The sequence below is a fragment of the Cycloclasticus sp. genome, assembly GCA_040743155.1.
Lineage (GTDB): Bacteria > Pseudomonadota > Gammaproteobacteria > Methylococcales > Cycloclasticaceae > Cycloclasticus.
In genome coordinates this window covers 2,497,159-2,522,704 of sequence record JBFLJU010000001.1, presented here as the reverse complement: position 1 = coordinate 2,522,704, position 25,546 = coordinate 2,497,159, and the positions used below count along the sequence as shown (strand labels likewise).

The window sequence follows — 25,546 nt, the reverse complement described above, 5'->3', positions numbered from 1 at the left end:
ATGACTAATGGCTCAAATACACCCGTCACCGTATCAATTGCTCGAAAAGTACGCCTAGGAGCCGAGCAACAATATGAAGACTGGCTGCGCCGCATTTCACACGTTGCGGTTAAATTTCCAGGCCACCAAGGGGTTCACGTACTCAAACCATCCAGTCAAACGGCTGGCGAGTACGTGTTAATCGTTGGCTTTGACTCGTATGAGCACCAACGTATTTGGGAAGAATCGACAGAGCGCAAACGCTTCCTCGATGAATTAGATAACGCCGACTTAGTCGAAGGCGGCGCAAAAATAAAAAAGGTATCCGGCTTAGAGTTTTGGTTCAACCTACCCGAAATGCCAGCACACGCCGTGCCCAATCGCCACAAAATGGCATTGGTGCTTATGGTAGTTGTCTTCAGCTTATTATTTGGCATAAACCTAACGCTGGGGTATTGGCTAAACGCCCTACCCTTAGCCTTAAAACTCGGCGTTATGGTCATAGGGCAAGTATTGCTAATGACTTACCTAGTCATGCCAGCAGTCACACGCGCGCTTAAATCATGGTTATACCGCTAATATGCCATATGCATTTATTCGCAACACGAAACTATATTTATAAACACACCCTATCAAGCAAACAGCAAGGAACGCTTTATGTTGAACATCACAAGCCCCATCATTAACAGCAATTTATACTGCTTAGCGCTCACACCCGCTTATACACGCTAGGCAACTAATTAAATCAAGATGAAATTGTCTGGTTTTGACTTTATTGTCGTATTAACAGGAATTATCTGCCCACTATATATAGAAATTAAAGGGAATTATGTTTCCTGTTAATAACAAGTTATAAGTAAAGGATAGAAATGGACAGTTGGCTAAATGGTATAAACTGCAAGGAACTTCAATTTATAGCTACTCCTTTATCAATTCTTGATAGTGGGTCTGAAGAAGATTCTGAAATGGCTGCTAGCTTTTTATATAAAGATGGCCGTAGCCGACCAATGATGTCGGCTAATAAGAATAAAAAAATGATAGATTTTATTAAAAAAGAATTAGACGGCAGACCCCCAAAGTCTTATTGGGAACATGTTAAAAAAGAAATTTATCAACTTGTCTGCTCCAGTGATAAGAAATATGAAGCGCTAAGGAAGCAATTAAAGGCTGCAAAAGAAAAAGGAACAAAATCAATTGTCATAATAATTGCCAGTTATTTTGGTGCACAATTAGGTGTCGAGGCAGGTGCTATAGCTGGGTTTTGCGCTATAGCAATCAATTCGATAGTTAAGTTGGGCAAAGAAACTTATTGTAGTATTAATAAAGGTATTTACTTATAACAAAAATATCAAGGCGACGCGCTAAAAGACGCGCGCGTCTTATATAAAACGTTAGGCATCACAGGGACAGGTCATGGAGCAATTTAGAAAAATTGAGTACGAAAAAGAGGCGGTGGCTTATAGGGCAATAGTTGTTGCTCTTGCAATGGTCATATCTTTAGTTCCGTTGTTAGCTGTCTTTGGAGTTTTAAAGCCGGAGTATGAAAGCTCAGGTATATGGTTCCAGCGCTGCGGGTCAGTAGTGGTACTACTTGGCTCATTAGCTGAATACTTTTCTTTTAAAATGCACAATGTTTTTTCACCTGAACACATAGCAAATGAGCCAATATTTAATATCAAATTAAAATACCGTCTGCAAGCTAAACGCCTCATGGCTATATCAGCCTTATTCATCGCATTGGGCACTGTAATATGGGGGTACGGTGATTTATTTTTCAAAAATGCATAACAAAAAAATCAAGTTCGCCAGCAAAAATACGCTGGCTGGGACGCGGAAAAAGACCCGCTCCCCTTATTTAAAACGTTAGATGAAATCAAGGATCACCATGCTACCAAGACATGCCGCGGGCTCTTTTGAGCTGAAAGAAGGAACCGGCCCCATAACAGGGATGCAATCTTGTGGTGAGTTCCTTGAAATGTATAAAGTTGATAAGACCTTTCGCGTAAAATCACCTGAAAGCATAGACCCCGAAGAAACCAACCCAAACGCTATGTGGATAACCTCACCAACTGACAAGGATCAAGGGGTCAGCCAGCTTGATTTTCCGATAGCTATTTTTCAGGTAAAGATCTTGGTTATGCAACAACAATTTTTTGCCGCTTAGCAAAGCGTTAAACATACTGCTACGTAAGCGGTCTACCCTTTGGGCTTTTCAAAAATAAACAACTGATTGGGTTCTGACACAATATAAAGCCGACCATCATCTGCCATCGTTACACCTTCGGGCTGCCTGATAGAGTAAAAAATACCAAACGGGTCATATTCAAAAGACTTGCTTGAAAGCACGTAGCCCTTTGGTGATAACTCAAGCAGTAAGCGCGACTCTTCGCTGAGAAAAAGTGTATTACCGTTTGCTAAACTGTGTAAGCCTGCAACGTCGCCTAATTGCTTGCGCTGTATTGAGTTGTTTAAAAATGGGGTTAAATATTTGCCATCGTGTTGTTGCTGATCAAAGTGATAAAGCTGTTCTGGCTCATCTTCTTTAGCAATCAAAATACCTGCTTTTTTACTCCACGCTATCCCTTCTAAGCCTTTATTCTTCTCACCCTGCAAAGGCAGTTTATAGCCCTCACAATGCTCACGTTTAATTTCGTTGGTGTGTTTATTAATGTCAATAAAAACCACCTGCCGCTTACGCTCTTCTACTATCGCAAACCGATTACCACCTATATGGGTAATGCCTTCTGTATCGTCAAATCCTAATAAGGGGATCACCCTTTTTACTTTCCCTTCAAGAGACATTTCAACAATTTGTTCCGGTGCATTAGTGACCGCAAACAAGCTCTGAGTTAATGCATTAAAAGTCACTCCTGAAAGGTCATCAGTTATTTCTGCCACATCAATTCGAGACTGCAACTGATAAGCCTCTAGCTCAAGCGACCCCTGCGAACTTGGCCAACGACTTTGAGCCGCAATTGACACTGAAACAAAAAACACAACAACAAAACCTGCAGCTAAAGCCCACTTTTTCTTCAACACTAGTAATCTCCACTAAAAATATTTTGTGGAGATCATAATTTTTCAATGTAACAGTCTTGTGACAATAAGGTGATTGTTTTTTTACATTTCCAACAGATCAAGAGATCAAGGGGGTCGCCAGCTTGATTTTCAGCACTGTGGTATCTTTTAGCCACTAAAAACCGCCTCAAGCACGACGCATTATGAACGTTAGGGAAAATTAAAATTGATCGTAATATCCGCCAATAGCAAAGATATAAATATAGTCTTTATCGTACTTATAAATAACGCGGTCTTTCTGGCTTATACGGCGAGTCCATAAACCAGAGAGCTTATGTTTTAATTGTTCAGGTTTTCCCGTACCCACGCGCGGGTCATCACGAAGAATTTCTTTTAATACACGGCAAAGTGCTTTGTGCATTTTCTTATCTTTTTGCCTAAGCTCCTCGTAAGCGGCCTATGTATTACTTCAAAATACCAGTGATCTCATCAACTTCCTCAGCCGCAGGTTTATATCCTTTGTTCTTTTTATTAGTGGCTACAGATGCAGCAATTTGTTTCATCAAATCTGTGTTTTGCAATACATATAAGATTTCTTGTTCACGCTCCCAATCATCTGCGCTCAAAACCACAAAGTCATCGCCAGTTCGGCGAGTAACTTTCAGCGGCAAATGCTTTGTAAGCACTCGTTCTACAAAGTTTTTCATGTTTTCTCTAAATTTATTTACACTAATGCTATCCATCACTGCCACCTTTTTAACTTACGGGTATGCCGTACATAATGGTAATGCCCCCTAACAAGTCAATAAATAGCGAGCACTAAAAACGTGGCGCGTTATTTCAAACGTTATAGCGGCAGGCGAAACTATTAAAGGCTTTGCATTAGGAGCGTACAGGGAGTATTGTTTTTTAGACGACAATCGGAAGGTGAGGGTCAGTTGATGGTTACTTCAGCGTTTAGGTTTAACACCGCCATACTGTTGCTCGGTGCATTCTTTTTTGGTCCGGCCACGGTGCAGGCAAAAACCACCGGTAAGATGGACGTTAAGCCTGGAATGTATAAACTCAAATCGGGCAGTAAATTGCCCACAAAGGGCCCTGTCGTCCGGATCTATACCGCGGGTGCCAGCACCAAATACACTCATGTTGGCGATACCCATAAAACCCGACCCGTACTGGTTAAATATACCGCTTCATGTTCCAACAAGGGCAAGCTGACCGGCGGCAATGTTTCTATCGGCGATGCAACGGTGAGTATAAATAGCGGTGGTGGTTTCAGTAGTAAATCCGTGTGGGTTAACGTGCCTTACAACGCTATCGCCAAGATTAAACCGGCGAAACACTGTAATAAGCATGCCAAAACCCTGAGTTTGCAGCACAGCAAACCACTGGAGAAGATTGTTCAAAAGGGCTTTGTCATGAAGATACCCAATGTGCTGGAGGCCAAGGGTGTTGCATTTTGCACGGCGGCAGGCTTAGGTAAGGGTGATGTTGCAGGCGACACCACCGGCGGCTTAGGTATTTTCCTAGATTGCGCCGCCAACCCTAAGGCGCGCGCGCCACGAGGCACGACCAGTACCAGCAAATCAAAGCCAAAAGTCCCGAGCAAGACAACTCAGGTATTCAAGTCCGCCAAACTGGTAGCTAAAACACCTAATTATGTCGGTAAATGTCCGGTCGGCATGAAATATACAGGCAGCATTAGCGCTAGTGGGAAAGGCAAGGTTGAGTACCAGATCATGGGTGATGGCGGTTACAAAACACCGATGAAAACAATGCAATTTGGCAAGGCTGGCAGCAAGGACTTCCAATGGACGCGAATGGTCAGGCAAGTTGACGCAAGCAAAACACTCGCCATGCCAGGTAGGAAACCCGATACTGATCAGATTAAGGGCTGGATGCAACTGAAGGTGATTTACAAGGTCAGAAACAATATCGGTTCAGCGAAAAAGTCTTGGAAATCTAAACGACAGGATTTCAATATTAAGTGTGGCACTGCCACGCCCGCGAGAGTGCATACCTTGCCCACGCAGCCTGCAAAACCGGCAGTTATCCAATAATAACTTGCGCGTTAGGGCAACGCCGCGATAGTTAAGAGACTGACCTGTGCGAACAGGCGAGCTGAGCATTCAGCTAGGATCGATAAGCGATAGGAGCGTAGTTATATGATGGCCGATAGTCAGCTAGCAAAGCAGATTTTGGAGACCGCGCTGGGGGTGGCGGAATCGGATTCTTGGGAAAGTATGCACTTATATAGCATCGCCCAAGAGCTGGATGTCAGCCTTGAGCAAATACGCCGATATTACCCGCAAAAAGACGACATTGTCGAAGCATGGTTTGATGTTGCCGACAATGCCGTTTTAGCCCTCAAGCCTGAGCACGATTTTTTCGAACAGAGCGCAGCTGATCGTTTGCAGCAAATGATCATGACTTGGTTCGATGCCTTGGCAGCGCACAAGCGAATCACGGGCGAAATGTTGTTATATAAATTGGAATTCGGCCACATCCATTTGCAGGTACTGGGCATTATGCGGATCAGCCGCACCGTACAATGGTTTCGGGAAGCGGCTCGGATCGACACAACTGGGCTAAGGCGCATTTTGGAAGAAACGGCGACGACGGCGATCTATCTGGCAACGTTTGGCCACTGGCTGCGTGATGACTCGCCTGACGTTCAAAAAACCCGCGATTTCTTAAAGCAGGCGTTATTGAAGCCCAAAAACTGCGCCGCTAAGGTTGGCCTTAGCTGATACGCGTTGACGATTCTTCTTTACTGCCTTGCTGGTGACCATTGGACACCCTGACCCATAGTCTAATAGGTGCCGTTAGCGCGAGAGCGATCACTGGAAGTCGCTCGCACTGCTATATTTTGGTTACTGCTCTGGCGGCGGCCTTCCCCGATATTGACTATCTGCTGTTTTTGCTCAACCCGTATCAGCTTATAACCGAATGGCACCGCGGCCCAACTCATTCACTACTGTTGTTGCCGCTATGGGCGCTGTTATTGAGTATGCTGCTTTACCTACCGATGCGCAGGCAGGTACCCTTCCTCACCTTATTGCTACTGTGTTCATTAGGCCTGCTAAGCCACATCGGCAGCGACTGGTTGACGATTTTTGGCATCCAACTATTGGCACCGCTATCAGACCAACGTTATGCCCTCGGTCTGACATTTGACATGGATCCTTGGATAAGCCTCATCGTCTTATTTGCGTTGTGGAGCAGTTTCAAACAACGAAGAATGGCTGTTATTAGCGTATTGCTCTTCACCGGCTACCTGAGTTTCTTATACTACGGGCAACAAACTGCTTTACAGGCGATTGAAACCAGAATCAAACAGGAAAACATCAGCGTCCACAAAGTTCATGCACTACCCCAGCCGCTGGTTCCATGGCATTGGAGGCTGATCATCGACCGTCACGAATATTATGAAATAGCTCATCTGAGCTTGCAGGCGAAAGCCAGTGAATTGCTGCGGCCTTTCACGATCGGAGTGATTAGCAAAAGCCAATCAACACTTGAGGCTCACGCCGAAGGCACCGGCCAAAATAATGTTAAAGCCGCTTTGGGTTATCACCGAAATCAATCCAACCTAGTCTGGCGTAGATTGTATAAATTCGGCGCAAACAAAAAGCAGGCCGAGCAGCTAAAAGAGATTTGGCAACACCCGGATCTGGTTGCACTCCGACAATTTGCCACCCTACCATCGCTCTACCGTGTCGACAAAAGCGCGGAGTCAAGCTGTGTATGGTTTACCGACTTACGCTACATTTTCCCCATCATTAAACCGCTGTTCCGCTACGGTATGTGTCGATATGCAGCGGATAAACAATGGCGTGCATACCGGTTACAGCGCGGCAGCCATAATGATCGAGAACCAATCAAGCCGTCGCAGCCATTACTCAATTATTTGGGGAATTCATACAGCGAATAAAATCTTCGTTAACAACAAGTTGTGCGTAAAAAATGCACGTCTCTTATATAAAACCTTGGGGGGAATTTTTATCAAGTTCCCTTGCAATCCGAATAATTCACATTCTATACTCTAAAGTCTTTAGATAGAAAAGTGGAAAGCAAAGTATAAGAGTTAAGAAATCTACCTAAGAACGTTGTTCATTTCATTACACGACATCAAAAAGATGATCGCTTGGTGCTGTAAAGAAAAATGGTTGTTCAGGTCAATATAAACATTGCCCTCGTACAAGAAAAAATAATGTTTAAAACATAGGATGGATAGAAAAATGAATGATACAGACACACAAAAAGCCATTGATATCTTAAATAAGATAATGGAAATCGAATTGGCCGGCGTTGTACGCTATACACATTACTCCCTAATGGTCTATGGCTATGGCAGGATTCCTATCGTTAATTGGATGAAAGGTAACGCCGAAGAAGGGCTAACCCATGCGCATAAGGCCGGGGAATTAGTGACCCTATTGGGTGGTCACCCATCTCTCGGCATTGGCAAGTTACTTGAAACTCAACAGCATGATATTGGCGGCATTCTTCGGGAAAGTTTAGAGCATGAAAAGACTGCACTGGAAGCCTATTATCAATTATTGAAACTCACAGATGGCCGTGAGTCGGTGCTTTTGGAAGAATATGCTAGAGAAATGATCGTCGCAGAAGAGCTGCACCTTGACGAAGTAAACAAAATGTTAAGGCAGCCCGGCGATGTTAAGGCGTTCAAACCTTAGCTGGCTGCTTATTCATGAGTAGCAATAAGTAGGGTGTCATCCCGCGCTAGATAGAAATTTAGACGGTTCAATCGCTATCTAAACTGGCAGAATAAAAGCACTTAACAAAAACATGCGCATGGCTTCATCAATGCTTGAGTTTGGCGTAGGGCAAGGGCGCAAATTGAGAAAATGGCCCGCATTAAAATGCAACGAGGCGTTATGGTATGCCGATACATCAGGAAGTAAATTTTAAATGTAGCGCAAAGCGTATTTTCGATGCGCTTACTAAAGTCAACGATTTTGCAGAGCTAACAGGCGCGCCTACAGAAATAGATGCTAACGCTGGAGGTCAGTTTTCCTGCTTTGGCGGCATGATTACGGGAATGACTATTGAGGTCGTTCCAAATAAAAGATTAGTGCAGGCGTGGAAAGTAGCCGACTGGGAAGAAGGCGTTTATTCCATTGTTAGGTTTGATTTAGTAGAAATAAATAAATCAGAATCTATGCTTGTTTTTGACCATACGGGCTTTCCGGAAGAACACAAAGAAGACCTCGCTCGGGGTTGGTACCAGTGGTATTGGGAACCGATGAAAACCTATTTAGAGAAATAATTACCTAATAAAAAGCTCAAGCAGGATGCGTTAGTGGCCGCCCGCCTCATGTAGGCACTACTCACCTAACGGAAAACAATATGAATAAACATGAAAAAATAAGTTACGTTGAATTCCCGGCAAAAAACTTACAAGCTACAAAAGAGTTCTTTACCCAAGTCTTTGGATGGTCATTTCAAGATTTTGGAGCAGAATATACAGCCTTTTCAAACCAAGGCATTGATGGTGGCTTCTTTAAGTCTGAGCTATCATCTTCGACAAATAATGGTGCTGCGCTAATTGTGTTTTATAGCAACAACCTTGAACTAACTCTTGAGAAGATAACACGTGCTGATGGTCATATTATAAAACCAATTTTTCCATTTCCAGGCGGCCGTCGATTTCACTTTACAGAGCCAAGTGGTAATGAGTTTGCTGTCTGGTCAGATAAAATTGACCTAACAAAAACTCCCAGTTAGCTCGCTACTCCTCACTGGAGTCATTTTCCGCTGTTCAGAAATGCTAACAGCTTAGAACCGCGAGCCCTCCGACACCCTCTCTAACCACTCTTGTACTAACTATGCTTTTATGTTAGGTTTCTAGGACTAAGTTTCATTAGTTAGCGGTATTCTTGCACGGGTTAAGCGTCGGTGTTTAACGGCGGTAACCACAGCTGGGGCACAGAAATGAAGCAATCAAGGCAGACTAGTTTTAGCTGGGCTTGCACCCAAATACTTTTTTTGGTGGTTCTAGCGCTCGCGTCTCAGACAACAAGCGGTCTTACGCTATCGCTACCTGACCAGCACCCAGGCCAAATCGGATTGAATAAGGGCGGGCCAATGGCAAAAGCGGGCCCGATGCTTTTAAGGGCTCACTCAGAATACAGCGCCCACAAAAAGAGCGCAAACGTAACGTTATTTAAATCCAACAATCCGTTCCTCCAAATTAGACGCGGAAAAATCCTCATCGATGCCGTTGCAGCCAGTGATGGCGACCTCCTCTTAAGGGACCTAAACAGGCTGGGCCTGCAAAAAGGGGCTCGCTATGGGCGTATTGTTTCAGGTCGCCTACCACTAGCAGTTACCGACAAAGCAGCCGCATTGAAGAGCCTGCAATTTATATCTGCTTCCATTCCAATGAGCAATACGGGTGATGTGACCAGCGAAGGAGATATTGCCCAGCGTTCTGATATCGCACGATCCGGCGGTATTGATGGCACCGGCATTCTGGTAGGCGTTCTATCCGATAGCTATGACCAGCAGACATCGGGGATTACGGCCACCGACGATATAGCTAGTGGCGACCTACCTACAGGAAGCATAATCCTTGATGACAGCGCAGAGTGTACTAATGGAATTGAATCGCAGCCGTGCACCGATGAAGGCCGCGCCATGATGCAAATCATCCATGATGTCGCCCCCGGCGCAGATCTCGCCTTCCATACGGCCTTTGGCGGCATTGCGACTTTTGCCAGCGGCATAGAAGATCTTGCGGATGCCGGCGCTGATGTCATCGTCGATGACGTATTTTATCTGGGCGAGCCCATGTTCCAAGACGGTGCTATCGCCAAGGCCGTGGATAACGTTGCTGCTGACGGCGTCGTTTATTTTTCTGCGGCAGGCAATATGGCTCGTGATAGCTATCAGCATGACTATGACGGAAGCGGAGAGATCCTCTACATTAATATTCTCGGCATGGATTTTTGGGCAGGAGAAATGCATGATTTTGACCCATCCCCTGGAAGCACGGATACGCAACAACGCATCGACATCCCAGCGGGACAGTGCTTCATTCTGGTTCTGCAATGGGATTCACCCTTTGGTTCTGCAGCACTGGGTACCGGTACACAGAACGATCTTGATGTCTGGCTGGTTAATGCCGCTAGCACCGAAATTATTACCTACGATGCACACGAAAACATCCCTATAGGTGAACCGGTTGAAGCCATTCAATTTTGTAATGACGGGCTTTTATATCCTATACAACCTTATGTCCAACTCATCATCGCGCATTGGGATGGCCCAGCAGTGGGCCTGATGAAACATGTTGTTTTCGGCAATGCAACGCTCGAGTACCCCACCGATAGTGGAACGATTTATGGCCATGCCAATGCGGCTGGGGCTGAAGCGGTAGGTGCGGCCTATTACAAGGACACGCCAGAGTTTGGCGTCACTCCGCCGCTCATTGAAAGCTTTTCATCGGCTGGCGGCGTGCCAATTCTGCTCGACGGGAATGGCAACTTCTTGCCTACGCCAGACATACGCGTGAAACCAGGGATTGTCGCGCCAGACGGTGTTAATACGACCTTCTTCTATCCGAACAGTGACCGAGATGAAAATGGCCAACCGGACTTTTCAGGCACCTCTGCCGCTGCTCCACATGCTGCGGGGGTTGCTGCTTTGATGCTCGACTCCATACCCGCCGCCTCACCAACTGATATCTACACGGCGTTGCGATCAACGGCGATTGATATGGGCTCCTCTGGATTTGACTATGAATCAGGCTACGGATTAATTCAAGCAGATGCCGCTGTTGCTGTCCTGTCCGCCAGCGGTAACGCTGCACCAACCGCCGGATTTATTGTGCTATCGGTAACAGAGCTGAGTGTCGATTTCTCTGATACCAGCACCGACTCAGATGGTTCTGTTAGCGAATGGGATTGGGATTTTGGTGATGGGGCCTCTTCGAACGCGCAGAATCCATCTCACTCCTATGCCACTTCAGGGACCTATTCGGTCACACTCACAGTGACAGACAATGACGGAGACATGGGAGCCATCACTCAGGATGTAACGGTGAGTATTGCGGCATCCAATGCAGATCCCATCGCCTCATTTAGTTATTCTTGTGACGGAAAGGAGTGCGTCTTTAGCGACCTCAGTTCAGATCCTGACGCTGGAGATAGTATAGCGACATGGGGCTGGGACTTTGGGGATACAACAGGCACCTCATCTGGATCGAGCCCGACGCATACATACCCAAGTCAGGGAAACTATACGGTAACGCTTGAGGTAACCGATAATAACAGCGGTACCGGAACCGTAAGCACAACATTCCGCATTAAGAATCGGGGGGAAACCTCAGGAACCGCCGGCGGGGGAAGTGACCCTAGCGATCCCGGTGGGACCGTAGAGGCAGAAAAAGGCAAGAAGAAGTGCAACGATGGGATAGACAACGATAATGACGGTGATACCGATAGCGCAGATTCAGACTGTAAGTAAGAGACTGACTTTATATTTTGCACGCCGAGATCACTTGAGTACCGACCCAAACACAGTGTTTAACCTAGCCCGTGGTGGCAACTCTACTAGTGGCTTTTTCAGTCTTTGCTGAATATCCGTTTTGGCCATAAGTGGTCGTTCAAATTGAATGCTTGTGCTATGTTCATTGCATGACTCAACCAACATATAATGCGAACTTATGTTTCTTATAGCTGCCAAGAAAGGGGAATGCTCTGGTCATGTGCAGCAAAACTAGAAAATCAGCCATTATTGGTTGGAAAGCATCTAAAAAGAACCTTTAATGGATTTATTTAGTCAATTGGAAGAACCAATAACCCTGCTAGCTAACGGCGGCATGGTTCATTATTACGGCACACTGTTACCCCACTCCAAGGCAGATAACTATTTAACCTACTTGTTAAACGATATTGCTTGGAAAAACGATGAAGTCGTTATCTTTGGAAAACGTATTGTCACTAAGCGGAAAGTTGCTTGGTATGCCGACAACCCTGTTGAGTATACGTATTCAAACACCACCAAAAGCGCATTACCTTGGAGCAAGGAATTATTAGCATTAAAAGCCTTGGTTGAAGAGACGACCGGCGATACCTTTAACGCCTGTTTGTTAAATTTGTATCAAGATGGTAACGAAGGTATGGGCTGGCATAGCGACGCTGAAAAGGAGCTAAAAAAGAACGGGGCGATTGCCTCTCTGAGTTTTGGTGCTGAGCGGAAATTCGTTTTAAAACATAAAAAAACCAAGGAAAAAGTGTCGGTTGTTTTACAGCAAGCCAGTTTGCTTGTAATGAAAAACGAAACTCAAAGCAATTGGGCGCATTGCTTGCCCACAACAAAAAAAGTTGCTGAACCAAGAGTCAATTTAACCTTTAGAACTATTGTTGATAATTGAAACGGCTTTGCCAAAGGGGCTTTAAAGTAAATGCCTATTTTATTTACAGCGCTTGAAATCCCAGAGTCCATCCAAGCGTCTATATTAGACCTTCGTCCAAAAAACCTTGGTATCAATAAACCGGCTACTCTGCATATAACTTTGCACTATATTGGCATGGTGAATAATGTTCAGTCTGATTTGATACAGGCCAGCCTTTTAAACGTTAAAGCTAAACCTTATTCGCAAAAAATAAGGGGTGTTGGTGCTTTTCATCAAACTAGAGCCCCACATATTTTATGGGCGGGTGTCCATAAGTGTGAAGGACTTCTCAATCTACATGTATCAGTCGGTCAATATTTACAAGAGGTTGGGGTGACATTGGAAAATCGTCAGTATAATCCTCATATAACTGTCGCAAGAATAAAAAAGACTAACAAAGCTCTCGTTGGGTCTTATCTCAATAATCACCATGACTTTAGTGCTCATTTTGACGTAACAGGTTTCTCCTTATTTTCGTCAGAACGGACTAAATTAGGTGCTATTTATACAAAATTACATTCATATGATTTTTAGTTCATATCAATGAGCCTACTGTTTTAGTCGACGCCAATTATTAACGTAACAAAAGGTAAAAACCGGAGTTTTCCCGCTGGGAAAGTCCGCTTATCTCGATATTGTTTTTTCAAACACATCTAAAGGGAAATAAAATATAAATGAAGGAAATACACCCAAGTACATTAATTGATTTAATCGACAGCCAAAGATACGGGGTCGAGTACCAACCTATTATAGGCGTATCAAATAATGAGACTTATGCATACGAGGCCTTATCAAGGTTCTATGATGAATCAAAGCAAGCCATCGCGCCAGATACCGTTTATGCGGCACTACATGACAGCCCGTTGAGCCTATTTCAAGTTGAATACCAACAAAAATGCATTCAACTTTCATCGGCTCCCAATAATGAAAGGATTTTTATTAACCTTGATCAAGACTCCTATTTTGCCAGCGGCATTGCGACCGATGACAATCCATTTCTGCAATTATTTAACAGCCATTTAAAAAACGATATTACGGTTGAGCTTATCGAGAACTCGCATATTAACGATGCGAAAATGAGCCTAGAAATGATTAAAGTGATGCTATCTAATAATATTAAAAGCGCTATTGATGATGTTTTTGCTCCACTATCGATGCTTTCACTTGAGGTTATTCAGTTTGTTGATTATATAAAACTCGATAAATGCGTGGTTCAACGTAAAAATGATAAGCAATTCATAAAACTTGTTGAGTTACTCATTGAGCACGCTCGGTTCTCAGATAAAGAAGTGATTTTAGAGGGCATAGAAAACAAAGAAGACTTGGCGTTCGCCTCCACATTAGGGGTTGATTATGTGCAAGGCTTTTTATTCAAAGACAGGTTTATCACGTATTCCAATTAAATTAATTGGACATAAAAAATCGCTCAAGGACGGCGCGCAAAGATCTTGCGCGCCTTTTTATAAACCTTAAATTGACAGCCCCCGCGCCCGCATAAACGCGTATTCAGACACTTCCGACCACGGCATAACTTGTTGTTGGTAGCTGGAATACGATGCATACACTTTGCTTGAGAACGCTTCTTTTTCTGCAATTTCTTGAACAACTTTATTGGACAATGCGTGTAACTTTTTCAACACATCATCAGGCAATGGTTTTAGTAGTACGCCGTGTTTGCTCACCAAGGTATTAAGCGCTTGATTGTTTTTCGCAGTAAATTCAGAAACCATGTCCATATTAGCGGCCTTGCAGGCGTGTTTAACAATCGCTTGTAAGTCTGCTGGCAAGCTAGCAAAAGCATCCTTATTGATAAATGTTTCTAAAATAGAACCGGGTTCGTGCCAGCCTGGGTAATAGTAATTTTTAGCCGCCTTATACAAACCAAATGCCAAATCATTGTAGGGGCCAACCCACTCGGTTGCATCAATAGCGCCTGATTGCAGCGAGGTGAATATTTCTCCCCCGGGCAAACTAACGGGGGTGCCACCGGCGCGTTTTAGCACCTCGCCACCCAAGCCAGGAATGCGCATTTTTAACCCTTTAAGGTCATCGACAGAATTAATATCTTTGCGAAACCAACCCGCCATTTGCACGCCTGAATTCCCAATTGCGGTGGGTATCAAATTAAATCGGTCGTAGAGTTCGTCCCATAGCGCCATGCCACCGCCATGATACAACCAGCCATTCACTTCTTGTGCGGTCATACCAAAGGGAATCGCCGCGAAGAACTGCGTCGCCTCACTTTTGCCTTTCCAATAATACGCTGCACCGTGGCCCATTTGTGCCGTCCCGCGCGACACCGCGTCGAATGCTTCAAAAGCCGGGACTAATTCGTTTGCGCCATATACTTTGATACGAATCCGCCCACCGCTCATTTGCTCGATCGTTTTTGCTACGTAATTTGCATTGGTGCCAAGTACCGGAAAGTTTTTTGGCCATGTAGTGACCATTTTCCATTTAAATTCTGGCTTAGCGGCAAACGCTTCCCCACCCACCGCTAGCGTTGTGGCAGCTAATACACCCGTACCTAACGATTTCAGTACATCACGACGTTTCATTTCTTCACTCTCCTACAAGTATCTAGCACCAGCTCGCTGCTGCTTTTGGTTTACTGAGCAACTCTAAGACATTCGCTTCAATAACACGATATCCCACGTTACCATAAATCATTTGACGGCCTTCGTTAAACACAAGGGTTGGGCTACCCATCACACGGTACTTTTCTCTCAATTGCACATCGTTATCCAACGCGGCAAACGCTGCGCCAGTATCTATTTCTGCTTGAATTTTATCTATTGGCAAGCCCAGCCTTGCTGCAATATCCATCTGTGCTGATTGTGTTGATATATCAATCAAATTTTTGAAAAAATCTTGTCGCATAGTCCAGATCACTGTCTCAACAATAGAACCGCCAGTTTCTAATAGCGGCAGCCCTCCCTTCATTTCGACCAGCTGAACCGCTTTAAGAAACAGGTGGCATGATGCCGAACTAGTGGGTGTATTTTTAAGCCATATATCCTCATGCACTTCAATGTGATCAAATTTAGATGCCTCGCCGCAAACCAATTTGTTATAGGCCTCGATGCCGCCTCTATGGTTCCAGTTTTGCTCCATTTTGGATTTCACCGAACCGAAAACCTGAACAAAATGATATTGCAAATTAATGCTATCGCCAAATTTCGATTTCAATGTGTCCATACGTATTTGCGTTAAATAAGCCCATATACATAGCACATCTGAAAAGTGCATAATTGAAACGCTTTTAGATTCTGACATTTAAGCCCCTTTTTACATTATTGTCATTTCAAAAACTCTTATATTACCGGCTCTACACGATAGTGAGAAGTGTTAAACAATAGACATTAGGCCATGTATACTGGCTCATTAAAATCACCCGAAAGACGCTGATATGCCATCCATTGAAAACCGTATTGAAAAAGCACTCTACGCCGCTAGGTGGCTACTCGCACCGATATACTTAGGATTAAGCCTCGCGCTTATTTTACTCTCCATCAAGTTTTTCCAAGAAGCACTCCATTTCTTTCCGATTATATTATCCACCACCGAGTCTGACATGGTGCTTGTCATCCTCTCGCTAGTGGATATGTCGTTGGTCGGCGGGCTCATCATTATGGTGATGCTCAGCGGCTATGAAAACTTCGTGTCCCGAATTGATATAGACGAAGGCGAAGAAAAACTCTCGTGGTTGGGTAAGCTGGACTCCGGCTCACTAAAGCAAAAAGTTGCTGCCTCTATCGTGGCAATTTCGTCCATTCACTTATTACAAAAATTTATGAATGCTGAACACATCGCAAACGATAAATTGATGTGGTTCGTTATTCTCCACATCACTTTCGTTCTATCCGCCATTGGAATGGCATGGGTTGATAAAATGAACCAACACTAAAAGGAATTGACATGAAATATAAGCAACTGGGTAGAAGTGATCTTAACGTTAGCCTAATTGGCCTAGGCACCATGACATGGGGTCGCCAAAATACGCAAGATGAAGGCTTCGAGCAAATGGACTACGCCCTCGACCACGGCATTAACTTTTTTGATACCGCCGAAATGTACGCTGTGCCGCCGAACGCGGAGACCTATGGTAAAACAGAAACGATTATCGGCAATTGGTTCGAGTCTCGTAAAAACCGCGACAAAGTTATTCTTGCATCAAAAATTGCAGGCCCTGGCATGGCCTGGGTTAGAAATGGCGAAAACGTCATCGACCGTAAAAATATTTTGTTGGCCGTTGAAGACAGCTTAACGCGTTTAAAAACCGATTATATTGACCTGTACCAATTACATTGGCCAAACCGTGGCTCTTACCACTTTGGACAAATTTGGGACTACGCACCAGACTTTGATAAGCAAGCTGTTGAAGCTAATTTTATTGAAGTACTTGAAACACTGGCAGAGCTCATTAGCGCTGGAAAAATTCGTCACGTTGGTCTCTCAAATGAAACTGCCTGGGGAACCAGCAAGTGGCTCGAGTTGTCTGAAAAACACAACCTGCCACGCATGGCCACTATTCAAAACGAATATTCTTTAATGGCTCGCCATTTTGAACCCGACCTTAGCGAAATTGCGTTACACGAAGACTGTGGTTTACTTGCTTGGTCACCGTTAACACGCGGCCTAATCAGCGGAAAATACCTAAACGGTGCCATGCCAAAAGGTACCCGACTCGCTATTGATAGCCGCAAAGAACACCGTGCAAACCCACAAACTGATGCCACTATTGAAGCCTATATGGCCTTAGCTAAAGAACATAACCTTGATGTGTGCCAAATGGCACTGGCTTTTGTTAATCAGCAGCCCTTCGTGACCTCCAATTTGATTGGCGCAACGACTATGCAGCAACTAAAAAGCAATATCGACTCAATTAATTTAACCTTATCGCAAGATGTTCTTGAAGGAATTCAAGCTGTTCGAAGACGTTACCCTATGCCATTTTAGGTGTAACTAACCAGCATATAAACATCACCCCATATTACGCACCCGCCTTGTTTTGCGGGTGCGTGACAACAAAGTGTTGAAGGACAAGTTTAAGTTTAGCCGTTTGCACAGCATCCCCTTTCGCTTGCGCATTATTAAGGTCATCCAGAATAATTTTCTTAATGGCTGGAACGCCATCATCAGCTTCAAGCAAATAGTGCCCTAACTCCACAGCTATAATTCTAGGGATGTTCTCATGTTCAGCTATAGCATCTATTTCTTCACCTGTTAGGTCACTTAAATCAGCACAATCTTCATATGTAAGCATGACTTCCTCCGCACAATTATTAATCTTATTAACCTATTAATATAGACAAATAACTCTGCTCTTTTACGCCATAAACCTACTAACAAACTGGTGTTTATCTATAATATTTTGACCTAAATCAGATATTCCACTCAAACTCCACCTGCTTAATCATTATGCTGGCATCTCTCAGTGCTAATTCATCAAATATGCCTAAGTATTTATAAACCGATTGATTTATTTTAGTTACGTCATGCACTGCTTTCGTAACAATTAGTTGCCTCTAGCGTTAAGCAACAAAACATCCTCATTGCTAACAATAAAACTCAGGTTATTGTTATTTTATCGCTTGAACTTTCACATGTTGACATGTGTTGTTGCAGCAATCGCTGACCTGACATTCTCGGGTACTTATTGTGGCTTACTGAACATCTGAGAGCTTGATGATTTTCAGCTAATAACGACGCTGATGTGAAAACCAAGATTAACCCAAGCCACTTTTCTGCTACCCAGCCTGGCGCATACCTCCCACTATAGTTTTTCAAGCTTGGCGTACGCCAACATCAACCATTTACTGCCTTCTGATGAAAAGTTGACTTGCAAGCGCGCTTGCGCACCACTGCCCTCGTGGTTGAGCACGACCCCTTCCCCGAATTTAGCGTGCATCACACGTTGTCCCATTTTATAACCGCCGTCTGATTGCTCAGTTTTACTGGCTTTATAACTCGGTGCGACGGGTCTTGACACGCGCGCACCTAAACGCACTTCTTGCATCAAATCTGAGGGAACCTCACGAATAAAACGTGATGGCATCGGATAATTTTCTTGCCCGTGTAAGCGACGCGACTCAGCGTATGTTAGGTACAACTGCTCCATCGCACGCGTGATGCCCACATACGCTAGGCGGCGTTCTTCTTCTAATTTAGTAACATCATCTACTGAACGCTGACTCGGAAATAGACCTTCTTCCATGCCTGTCATAAAGACCAACGGAAATTCTAAGCCTTTCGCTGAATGCAAGGTCATCAACTGCACACAGTCCTCAAACTTATCACCTTGAGCATCGCCCGCTTCTAACGCCGCATGTGCTAAAAATGAGTCCAGCTCGCTCAACTCAACGTCACCATCAGCCTCGTAAGAGAATTGCCTAGCGGCATTACTGAGTTCTTCTAAGTTTTCTACGCGAGCTTCACCTTTTTCGCCCTTCTCTTTTTTATGGTGTTCAATCAAGCCGGAGCGGCTAATCACTTGCTCAACTTTTTCATGCAGGCTCATTGTCTGCATTTCCACAACAAGCTGGCGGATAAGGCTTAAAAAACCAGTTAGCGCATTGAGTGCACGACCACTAAGCTCTGTCCCTTCACACAATTTGCTAGCCGCCTGCCATAGGCTGATACTTTGTGCGCGTGCTTGTTCACGAATAATATCTAACGTCCGCGTACCTAAGCCACGTGTTGGCGTATTCACAATGCGTTCAAATGCCGCGTCATTTTCATGGTGTGTTGCCAACTGCATATACGCCAGCGCATTTTTGATTTCCATTCGCTCGAAGAAACGATGCCCACCGTATACCCGATACGGTATACCGGCTGCCATTAAGTATTCTTCAAATAACCGCGATTGTGCGTTAGAGCGATATAAAATAGCCGATTCTGCTCGCGTATGGCCGTTGCTGACCCAGTCTTTAATTCTATCGACAACAAAACGCGCCTCATCTTGATCGTTATAACCCGCGTACAAAGAAATCAACTCGCCGTCTTCGCCATCCGTCCACAGCTCTTTGCCCATTCGGCCTTCGTTGTTAACAATAAGCGCGTTAGCTGCCTTCAGAATAGTACTGGTTGAGCGGTAGTTTTGCTCTAATCGAACAACTTTATGCTCAGCATAGTCTTTCTGAAAGCGGTGGATATTTTCAATTTTCGCACCGCGCCAGCCGTAAATAGACTGATCATCGTCTCCTACCACATAGAGGTTTTCTGACTCTTGCGTCAGCAGGCGTAACCAAGCATATTGAATGGTGTTGGTGTCTTGAAATTCATCCACCAGTACGTGTTTAAAACGTTCTTGATAGTGCTGCCGTACCTCGTCGTTATCACGTAATAACTCATGTGCGCGCAGTAATAATTCTGCAAAATCGACCAAACCAGATCGTTTGCATTGCGCTTCATATTCAGCATAAATCTCTAGCATTTTTTGTTCAAAATGATCGCTCGACGGGGCAATATGCGCCGCCCGACGGCCTTCATCTTTTTGTGCATTAATAAACCACTGCACCTGACGCGGCGGCCAGCGCGAGTCGTCGACACTCATTGACTTGAGCAAGCGCTTAATCATGCGGAACTGATCATCAGAATCGAGCACCTGAAATGCATCGGGCAACCCCAGCTCTTGCGCGTGCATTCTCAATAAACGATGGGCAATACCATGGAATGTACCAATCCACATGCCACCAACGGGCGTTTTCAACATTGATTGAACCCGCTCGCGCATTTCGCCCGCGGCCTTATTGGTAAAGGTGACCGCCAAGATCCCAAAAGGCGAAACGCCTTCAACTTGCATCAACCACGCAATACGATGCACCAGTACCCGCGTTTTACCACTGCCCGCCCCCGCTAAAATTAGCGCTGCCTTTTCTGGCCCACTAACAGCATCACGCTGAGCATCATTTAAACCGTCTAATATATGTGTAATATCCATCCGAGTAGTTTATACCGACGACGCATAAGTTTCACCCTTCGGGCACACTGCATTTAAAGCAAATGCTGCCTCTTGCGCCGCCTTCAGTTGACATCCATAAGCAAACACCATTAGATGCACCATATGAATGACATTACTCACAAAGAAGGGACGACAATTGAGCATTATGAGAATAATGCCGAGGCATTTTGGGCGGGTACAAAAGACCACGATGTTTCACAAAATATTGATGCTTTTTTGGCCGCACTGCCAACAAACAAAGCTCTCGATATCCTCGATGTAGGCTGCGGACCTGGTCGAGACTTGCTGCGCTTTAAATCATTAGGGCACAAGCCAATCGGCTTGGACGGCTCTGCCACCTTTTGCCGAATGGCCACTGAACACAGCGGCTGCCCGACTCTCAATCAAACGTTCGTCAATATGGATTTGCCCGATGCCAGTTTTGATGGCGTATTTGCCAATGCATCGCTGTTTCACGTTCCCAGCAGTGAGCTTTTAAATGTATTGCGCAAACTACACGCTTGCTTACGCGTCGGCGGCATCTTATTTACCTCCAACCCACGCGGTAGTACCGAGGGCTGGCAAGGTCAGCGTTATGGCCATTACCTTGAGCTTGATTCCACTAAAGTATTTTTAGAACAAGCAGGGTTTGAATTGCTTGAGCATTACTATCGGCCGAAAGGCAAACCAATAGCACAACAACCTTGGCTCGCCATCGTCTCTCGCCGCCGCTAGCTTTTAATTCGACGTACTTGGCAATGCTTAACTCGTGCATGGTCGATACGATTCTTACGGAACGATCGTTCCTTTGGTTTTTTTCTTAGTCTAATTGCAGCAGTGCCTGAGAAATAACCTGTTTTAAGGCATCGAGGCTTAGCCCCGCCTTGGCCATGGTTTGGATACCGTAGTAAGTTGCCACTAAATTACTCGCTATTGCTTGAGCACTCGTATCCTTAGGCACATCACCCTTTCGCTGCCCAATCTCTATCACTTCTACAAACATCTCTTGCAATTGTTGCATGCCGTTCGTTACATGATCTAATACTGGCTGGTCGGCGCTTGAAAACTCCACTGCACAGTTACCAAACAGACAGCCGCCTTGCCCTCCAATAACACTGGCTATCGCTCGAGCAAACACTTGCGCGAGCAAAGCTTTCGAAGGCAAACCTGAGTCAGGCTCAATAACGTTGTATATTGCAGCCGTCTTATCGAAAGAGGCTAATGTCGCTAAAAAAAGCTCGTGCTTACTGCCAAATGTTGCATAAAAACTGCTACGGCTTAACCCCATCGCCTTCATTAAGTCCGCCAACGAGCTTGCATGATAGCCTTGCTTACGAAAAAGGGTTAGCGCTTGTTCCAGCGCTTTTTCCCCGTCAAACTGCCTAGCTCTAGCCATTCATAATCCCTTACTATCCTTTTGACGCCTTCACAGAAAGTGAAGCCCTTCATTGTAAAACAAACCTCGAGCTTCGCTAAATTACTTTGGCTGGTTGCTTTTATACAAGCCCGTATTAAATGGCTGCTTTAAAAGCCCCACAAAGTTATCCCAAGGTGTTTCGTCAAACTTATCGCCTAAACCAAACCTTATGTTTTGCGGGTCATCCCTTAAACGAAAGCTCCCAAAAATACGGTCCCATACAGACAACAAACTCGAATAGTTAGAATCCGTTTCTCTTTTAATATGCGAGTGATGCAGCCAGTGAATTCGTGGCGTGACAATAAAAAATCGCAGCAATTTATCCAACCTTGCCGGAACCATGATATTGCTGTGGTGAAATAAAATAACCGGTAACAATATCAACTCATACACCAGCAAATGCTCAATGCTTAAACCTATTAGCGGCAATATCAATAATCGAATCGCGCTGGAATAGATGATTTCTACGGTATGAAATCGAACGGCAGAACTCGCATCCATTGCCGCATCGGAATGATGAACCGCGTGGAAACGCCAAAGAAAGGGGATAACGTGGTTAATTCTATGCCACCAATATTGCCAGCAATCAAATAGCACTAAACCAATAATCATTTCTATCCACGGGTTTATTGCTAACACGCTTAGTAAGCCCAGTTGATTTTCGCTTGCCCACACCGTGATTACAAAAACTAAGTTTCCAAAAATAAACCCCGCTAACAGAGCATTTATTATGCCCACAGTGAAGTTGGTCATATCGTGTTTTAGCCGCTTATTCCTAAAATGAAACATTGGGTATAGCGCCTCTAGTGACCACAATACGCCAAAGATCGAACCCACAAGAATCGGTTTAAATAAAGGGTCTATTTCAAACATACGTCATAGTAACGTATATACAGCAAACTATTCCTTGTTTGCATGGAGCTTAATATTGGCGAGCTTACATAATAAGGTACGCTCAACAGCGTGCCCCCGTTAAAACACGACTTGAGAAGGGCCGTTAAGGCACATGAAACAAATCATTATCCGTAAAATACGTTTACCCTCTTCTCTAATGAAAGTAGTTAACACGAATTTGCCCATAAAATATTAGAAAACAAAATATTGATTTAAACAAAACTTGGTCTATACTTTTTTATGTAGCTCTATATTGATATTTCACACAATACGAGGGGAGTCGTCGCTATGGATGTTTTTCTATCTCGGTTATCCGATCTAACCACACAAACTCAACTTGAAAGGACAGCCCTTTCACTTCTCTCGAAAAAAACTCGCATACCCTTTACCCAGTCGCCGGAACTATACAGCTGCAAAATTATGCAAATTCAAGATCAGCACGGCGGCACCGAATACCACGGACTATTGAATATAAAGCCTGACAGCGCTGCAAAGTGGTTTATCAAACACAGCCGCTCTAAGAAAATTCACCACAAACAACTACTAGCTCATCAATACATAAGAAGGGATTCTAGTTGGCACCCTAACTATTCTATTGAAGCCGACCACCGACGGCCATCGTTAAAACTCAGGTATATCACCAGAAAACCACCCTCCTTAGTCACAGATGGTGTGGATTCGTTTCGAAGAGAATACTCAATCTAAATCAGCGGCTGAGATTTTCAATAAGCCGCTAATAAACTGTTGTATAAAAATCTTTATGTAAGATTTAGTTATTGCCCTAGGTCTTAAAGACAAGGACTCAAATGAAAGTCCTTTTTTCTTAACGTCTTTAATTCAGCAAGGAGCTCTACAATGAATACATACAAAACAGCAGGTATCGCTTTAGCAATGGCAGCAGCCGGAATGATGGCTACAACAACGGCCATGGCGAGTCCCGATTCCAGCAAAAGTGCGTCTAAAACAGTTCACTGCTATGGTGTTAATAAATGCGGTGGTCACAACGATTGCAAAACCGCTAAAAATGCTTGCATGGGTAAAGCATCCTGCAAAGGCACCGGCTATGTAAAAGTGTCAGAAAAAGCCTGTGACGACATTGGCGGCACTGTCGGCGAATAAAACTCATGTCATTAAGCCATGGCTTCGCCTCATACAGTGACGCCATGGTTTTATCTTTTTCAACTTAACTAACTGGTAAAACGATGATCGCCAATGCTAATCGCCCCTTTTTAGGGTTTGGTTTAGGCTTACGCACGGAGCATTATCAACACGTGATAGAGCATAAGCCTCAGGTAGACTGGTTCGAGATTCTTTCAGAAAACTACATGGTGCCGGGGGGCAAGCCGCTTGCAAATTTAGACAAAATTCGCGCCGATTACCCGATGGTGATGCACGGCGTCTCAATGTCGATTGGTAGCACCGATCCACTCAATAAAGGCTATTTAAGCGATTTAAAAAAACTGATTGAACGCATTGAGCCCTGTTGGTACTCCGATCATTTGTGTTGGACGCAATTTGCCCATACAAACAGCCACGACTTGCTGCCTCTCCCTTATAACGAAACAACTATTGAGCACCTTGCCAGCCGCATTAGCCAAGTCCAAGACTTTATTGGCCGACCCATGCTTATTGAAAACCTATCGAGCTATGTGACCTATAACGAATCGGTGATGAGCGAATGGCAGTTCTTGAATGAAATAGCCAAGCGCTCTGGCTGTTATATTTTGCTCGATATTAATAATATTTTTGTTAGCGCACATAACCACCATTTCAACCCTCAAGACTATATCAACGGCATTGATAAGGAACGTGTTATGCAATTTCACCTAGCCGGCCACAGCACTCAGGAAGGCATGCTTATCGACACTCACGACCACGAGGTATGCGATCCCGTTTGGCAGCTCTACGAATACGCGCTTAAGCGCTTTGGAGCCGTTAGCACGATGATAGAACGCGACGATAATATCCCCGCCTTCAGTGAATTAAGAGAGGAGCTTCGTATCGCTGAAAAAATAGCCACGAAAACCTTAAACTCCCGTGAATTACTTCTTAACCAACGAGCTATTTTAAAGGGTGTGACCTAATGTCCGAATTGCGCAATTTACAACAGGCTTTTATGGGGCATTTATTAGGCAAGACAACCGACATCGCCAAGCACATCCAATCAACAGCCAATTTATCTGCCAAAAAGCGCCTAGATATTTATGCTTACGCCTATAAAGAACGGTTAAAAGAAGCCATAACGACCGATTATGAAAAACTGCACGATTATTTAGGGGACGAACAATTTGAGCAGTTACTTGAACGTTACATTGAACATTACCCGTCACAACAGACAAATTTACGCTATTACAGCACGCAAATGGCAAACTTACTGCGCGACGAGGAGCCTTACCGGCAACACCCGATACTGACAGAAATCGCCGGTATAGAAGCCGCTTTTGCCGACAGCTTTGATGCGCAAGACAGCGAGCTAGTCTCTATCGATGCCTTAACATCTTTGCCCTCAGAGGCATGGGAAACACTCAGCTTTACGTTTCACCCCTCGGTACAAGCCCTAACGTTTAAGCTCAATAGCTTTGCTGTTTGGAAAGCACTGGCGAATGATATGCCACCACCTAAAACTGAACATCTCAGCACGCCCGACGTCTGGCTGCTATGGCGAGACAGCACATTAATTAGCCGTTATCGGCCTGTAAAAATTGCTGAGGCTAGTGCCTTGGAACTCGTCCTCGCTGGGCGGACTTTTGCTGACATGTGTGAACAATTATTAAATGATTTCAGCGAAGAAGAAGTACCCTCACAAGCAATCGCTTATTTGACATCGTGGGTCAACGAGGGCCTTATTGCTTCGCTCAATACCTAATAGCTC

The 25,546-nt window shown here is 44.5% G+C and carries 29 protein-coding genes and 1 pseudogene; 21 read left to right on the top strand and 9 right to left on the bottom strand.

What is annotated here, in order from left to right; all coding sequences use genetic code 11:
- From AB1Y31_12120 to AB1Y31_12105, 4 genes are all read left to right on the top strand, one after another.
- Positions 1-558: an antibiotic biosynthesis monooxygenase gene (locus tag AB1Y31_12120; protein ID MEW4983925.1), complete on the top strand. Its 558-nt coding sequence runs from the start codon at positions 1-3 to the stop codon at positions 556-558.
- Between the two features lie 290 nt (positions 559-848).
- Positions 849-1,319: a hypothetical protein gene (locus tag AB1Y31_12115; protein MEW4983924.1), complete on the top strand. Its 471-nt coding sequence runs from the start codon at positions 849-851 to the stop codon at positions 1,317-1,319.
- A 73-nt stretch (positions 1,320-1,392) separates the two neighbouring features.
- Positions 1,393-1,767 (top strand): hypothetical protein, encoded by a 375-nt coding sequence (locus AB1Y31_12110; protein ID MEW4983923.1) that lies wholly within the window; start codon positions 1,393-1,395, stop codon positions 1,765-1,767.
- A gap of 97 nt (positions 1,768-1,864) precedes the next feature.
- A complete protein-coding gene (locus AB1Y31_12105) occupies positions 1,865-2,143 on the top strand; it encodes a hypothetical protein (protein ID MEW4983922.1) in 279 nt (92 codons plus the stop codon).
- A 32-nt stretch (positions 2,144-2,175) separates the two neighbouring features.
- On the opposite strand, the gene AB1Y31_12100 is transcribed toward AB1Y31_12105, so the two are convergent.
- The 3 genes and pseudogenes from AB1Y31_12100 to AB1Y31_12090 all read right to left on the bottom strand — a co-directional run bounded on the left by AB1Y31_12100 (position 2,176) and on the right by AB1Y31_12090 (position 3,740).
- The gene (locus AB1Y31_12100; GenBank protein ID MEW4983921.1) at positions 2,176-3,018 is read right to left on the bottom strand and encodes an SdiA-regulated domain-containing protein; all 843 of its coding nucleotides are present in this window, start codon (positions 3,016-3,018) and stop codon (positions 2,176-2,178) included.
- Between the two features lie 199 nt (positions 3,019-3,217).
- Positions 3,218-3,436 (bottom strand): annotated as a pseudogene (locus AB1Y31_12095) (Txe/YoeB family addiction module toxin).
- Positions 3,437-3,461: 25 nt separating this feature from the next.
- Positions 3,462-3,740 (bottom strand): type II toxin-antitoxin system Phd/YefM family antitoxin, encoded by a 279-nt coding sequence (locus AB1Y31_12090; GenBank protein ID MEW4983920.1) that lies wholly within the window; start codon positions 3,738-3,740, stop codon positions 3,462-3,464.
- 195 nt (positions 3,741-3,935) lie between these two features.
- Here AB1Y31_12090 and AB1Y31_12085 point away from each other — a divergent pair, with 195 nt between their 5' ends.
- The 10 genes from AB1Y31_12085 (at position 3,936) to AB1Y31_12040 (ending at position 13,824) form a co-directional block, all read left to right on the top strand.
- Positions 3,936-5,057, top strand: coding sequence for a hypothetical protein (locus AB1Y31_12085; GenBank protein MEW4983919.1), 1,122 nt, complete (start codon positions 3,936-3,938; stop codon positions 5,055-5,057).
- 105 nt (positions 5,058-5,162) lie between these two features.
- On the top strand, positions 5,163-5,747 hold the full coding sequence (locus tag AB1Y31_12080; GenBank protein MEW4983918.1) for a TetR/AcrR family transcriptional regulator: 585 nt from the start codon (positions 5,163-5,165) through the stop codon (positions 5,745-5,747).
- Positions 5,748-5,788: 41 nt separating this feature from the next.
- On the top strand, positions 5,789-6,931 hold the full coding sequence (locus tag AB1Y31_12075) for a metal-dependent hydrolase (GenBank protein MEW4983917.1): 1,143 nt from the start codon (positions 5,789-5,791) through the stop codon (positions 6,929-6,931).
- Between the two features lie 295 nt (positions 6,932-7,226).
- Entirely contained in the window at positions 7,227-7,697 is a 471-nt protein-coding gene (locus tag AB1Y31_12070; GenBank protein MEW4983916.1) for a ferritin-like domain-containing protein, read from the top strand.
- 206 nt (positions 7,698-7,903) lie between these two features.
- Entirely contained in the window at positions 7,904-8,290 is a 387-nt protein-coding gene (locus AB1Y31_12065; GenBank protein ID MEW4983915.1) for an SRPBCC domain-containing protein, read from the top strand.
- An 80-nt stretch (positions 8,291-8,370) separates the two neighbouring features.
- On the top strand, positions 8,371-8,748 hold the full coding sequence (locus AB1Y31_12060) for a VOC family protein (GenBank protein ID MEW4983914.1): 378 nt from the start codon (positions 8,371-8,373) through the stop codon (positions 8,746-8,748).
- A gap of 360 nt (positions 8,749-9,108) precedes the next feature.
- The gene (locus tag AB1Y31_12055; GenBank protein ID MEW4983913.1) at positions 9,109-11,490 is read left to right on the top strand and encodes a PKD domain-containing protein; all 2,382 of its coding nucleotides are present in this window, start codon (positions 9,109-9,111) and stop codon (positions 11,488-11,490) included.
- 301 nt (positions 11,491-11,791) lie between these two features.
- A complete protein-coding gene (locus AB1Y31_12050) occupies positions 11,792-12,400 on the top strand; it encodes an alpha-ketoglutarate-dependent dioxygenase AlkB (protein MEW4983912.1) in 609 nt (202 codons plus the stop codon).
- A gap of 30 nt (positions 12,401-12,430) precedes the next feature.
- Positions 12,431-12,955 (top strand): RNA 2',3'-cyclic phosphodiesterase, encoded by a 525-nt coding sequence (gene thpR, locus AB1Y31_12045; GenBank protein MEW4983911.1) that lies wholly within the window; start codon positions 12,431-12,433, stop codon positions 12,953-12,955.
- 140 nt (positions 12,956-13,095) lie between these two features.
- Positions 13,096-13,824 carry an EAL domain-containing protein gene (locus AB1Y31_12040; protein MEW4983910.1) on the top strand — a complete coding sequence of 243 codons (729 nt, stop codon included), beginning with the start codon at positions 13,096-13,098 and terminating at the stop codon, positions 13,822-13,824.
- A 66-nt stretch (positions 13,825-13,890) separates the two neighbouring features.
- Here AB1Y31_12040 and AB1Y31_12035 read toward each other — a convergent pair whose 3' ends face one another.
- Positions 13,891-14,979: a TRAP transporter substrate-binding protein gene (locus AB1Y31_12035; GenBank protein ID MEW4983909.1), complete on the bottom strand. Its 1,089-nt coding sequence runs from the start codon at positions 14,977-14,979 to the stop codon at positions 13,891-13,893.
- Between the two features lie 22 nt (positions 14,980-15,001).
- On the bottom strand, positions 15,002-15,697 hold the full coding sequence (locus tag AB1Y31_12030; protein MEW4983908.1) for a DsbA family protein: 696 nt from the start codon (positions 15,695-15,697) through the stop codon (positions 15,002-15,004).
- Between the two features lie 142 nt (positions 15,698-15,839).
- Between AB1Y31_12030 and AB1Y31_12025 the strand changes: the two genes are divergently transcribed.
- Positions 15,840-16,328 (top strand): TIGR00645 family protein, encoded by a 489-nt coding sequence (locus tag AB1Y31_12025; GenBank protein ID MEW4983907.1) that lies wholly within the window; start codon positions 15,840-15,842, stop codon positions 16,326-16,328.
- An 11-nt stretch (positions 16,329-16,339) separates the two neighbouring features.
- Positions 16,340-17,380 (top strand): aldo/keto reductase, encoded by a 1,041-nt coding sequence (locus AB1Y31_12020; GenBank protein MEW4983906.1) that lies wholly within the window; start codon positions 16,340-16,342, stop codon positions 17,378-17,380.
- Between the two features lie 34 nt (positions 17,381-17,414).
- On the opposite strand, the gene AB1Y31_12015 is transcribed toward AB1Y31_12020, so the two are convergent.
- Both AB1Y31_12015 and uvrD read right to left on the bottom strand, forming a co-directional pair.
- Positions 17,415-17,687, bottom strand: coding sequence for a hypothetical protein (locus AB1Y31_12015; protein MEW4983905.1), 273 nt, complete (start codon positions 17,685-17,687; stop codon positions 17,415-17,417).
- Between the two features lie 510 nt (positions 17,688-18,197).
- Positions 18,198-20,363: a DNA helicase II gene (gene uvrD / locus AB1Y31_12010; protein ID MEW4983904.1), complete on the bottom strand. Its 2,166-nt coding sequence runs from the start codon at positions 20,361-20,363 to the stop codon at positions 18,198-18,200.
- 123 nt (positions 20,364-20,486) lie between these two features.
- On the opposite strand from uvrD, the gene AB1Y31_12005 reads away from it, so the two are divergent.
- A complete protein-coding gene (locus AB1Y31_12005) occupies positions 20,487-21,098 on the top strand; it encodes a class I SAM-dependent methyltransferase (GenBank protein MEW4983903.1) in 612 nt (203 codons plus the stop codon).
- Between the two features lie 85 nt (positions 21,099-21,183).
- On the opposite strand, the gene AB1Y31_12000 is transcribed toward AB1Y31_12005, so the two are convergent.
- Positions 21,184-21,759, bottom strand: a complete 576-nt coding sequence (locus tag AB1Y31_12000; GenBank protein MEW4983902.1) for a TetR/AcrR family transcriptional regulator — start codon at positions 21,757-21,759, stop codon at positions 21,184-21,186.
- Between the two features lie 81 nt (positions 21,760-21,840).
- The gene (locus tag AB1Y31_11995) at positions 21,841-22,653 is read right to left on the bottom strand and encodes a sterol desaturase family protein (GenBank protein ID MEW4983901.1); all 813 of its coding nucleotides are present in this window, start codon (positions 22,651-22,653) and stop codon (positions 21,841-21,843) included.
- A 441-nt stretch (positions 22,654-23,094) separates the two neighbouring features.
- Between AB1Y31_11995 and AB1Y31_11990 the strand changes: the two genes are divergently transcribed.
- From AB1Y31_11990 to AB1Y31_11975, 4 genes are all read left to right on the top strand, one after another.
- Positions 23,095-23,379: a hypothetical protein gene (locus AB1Y31_11990; GenBank protein MEW4983900.1), complete on the top strand. Its 285-nt coding sequence runs from the start codon at positions 23,095-23,097 to the stop codon at positions 23,377-23,379.
- Positions 23,380-23,529: 150 nt separating this feature from the next.
- Positions 23,530-23,793: a hypothetical protein gene (locus tag AB1Y31_11985; GenBank protein MEW4983899.1), complete on the top strand. Its 264-nt coding sequence runs from the start codon at positions 23,530-23,532 to the stop codon at positions 23,791-23,793.
- A gap of 83 nt (positions 23,794-23,876) precedes the next feature.
- A complete protein-coding gene (locus AB1Y31_11980; protein MEW4983898.1) occupies positions 23,877-24,758 on the top strand; it encodes a DUF692 domain-containing protein in 882 nt (293 codons plus the stop codon).
- On the top strand, positions 24,758-25,540 hold the full coding sequence (locus tag AB1Y31_11975; protein ID MEW4983897.1) for a DNA-binding domain-containing protein: 783 nt from the start codon (positions 24,758-24,760) through the stop codon (positions 25,538-25,540). The genes AB1Y31_11980 and AB1Y31_11975 overlap by 1 nt, the downstream gene beginning before the upstream one ends.
- Positions 25,541-25,546: the final 6 nt, after the last annotated feature.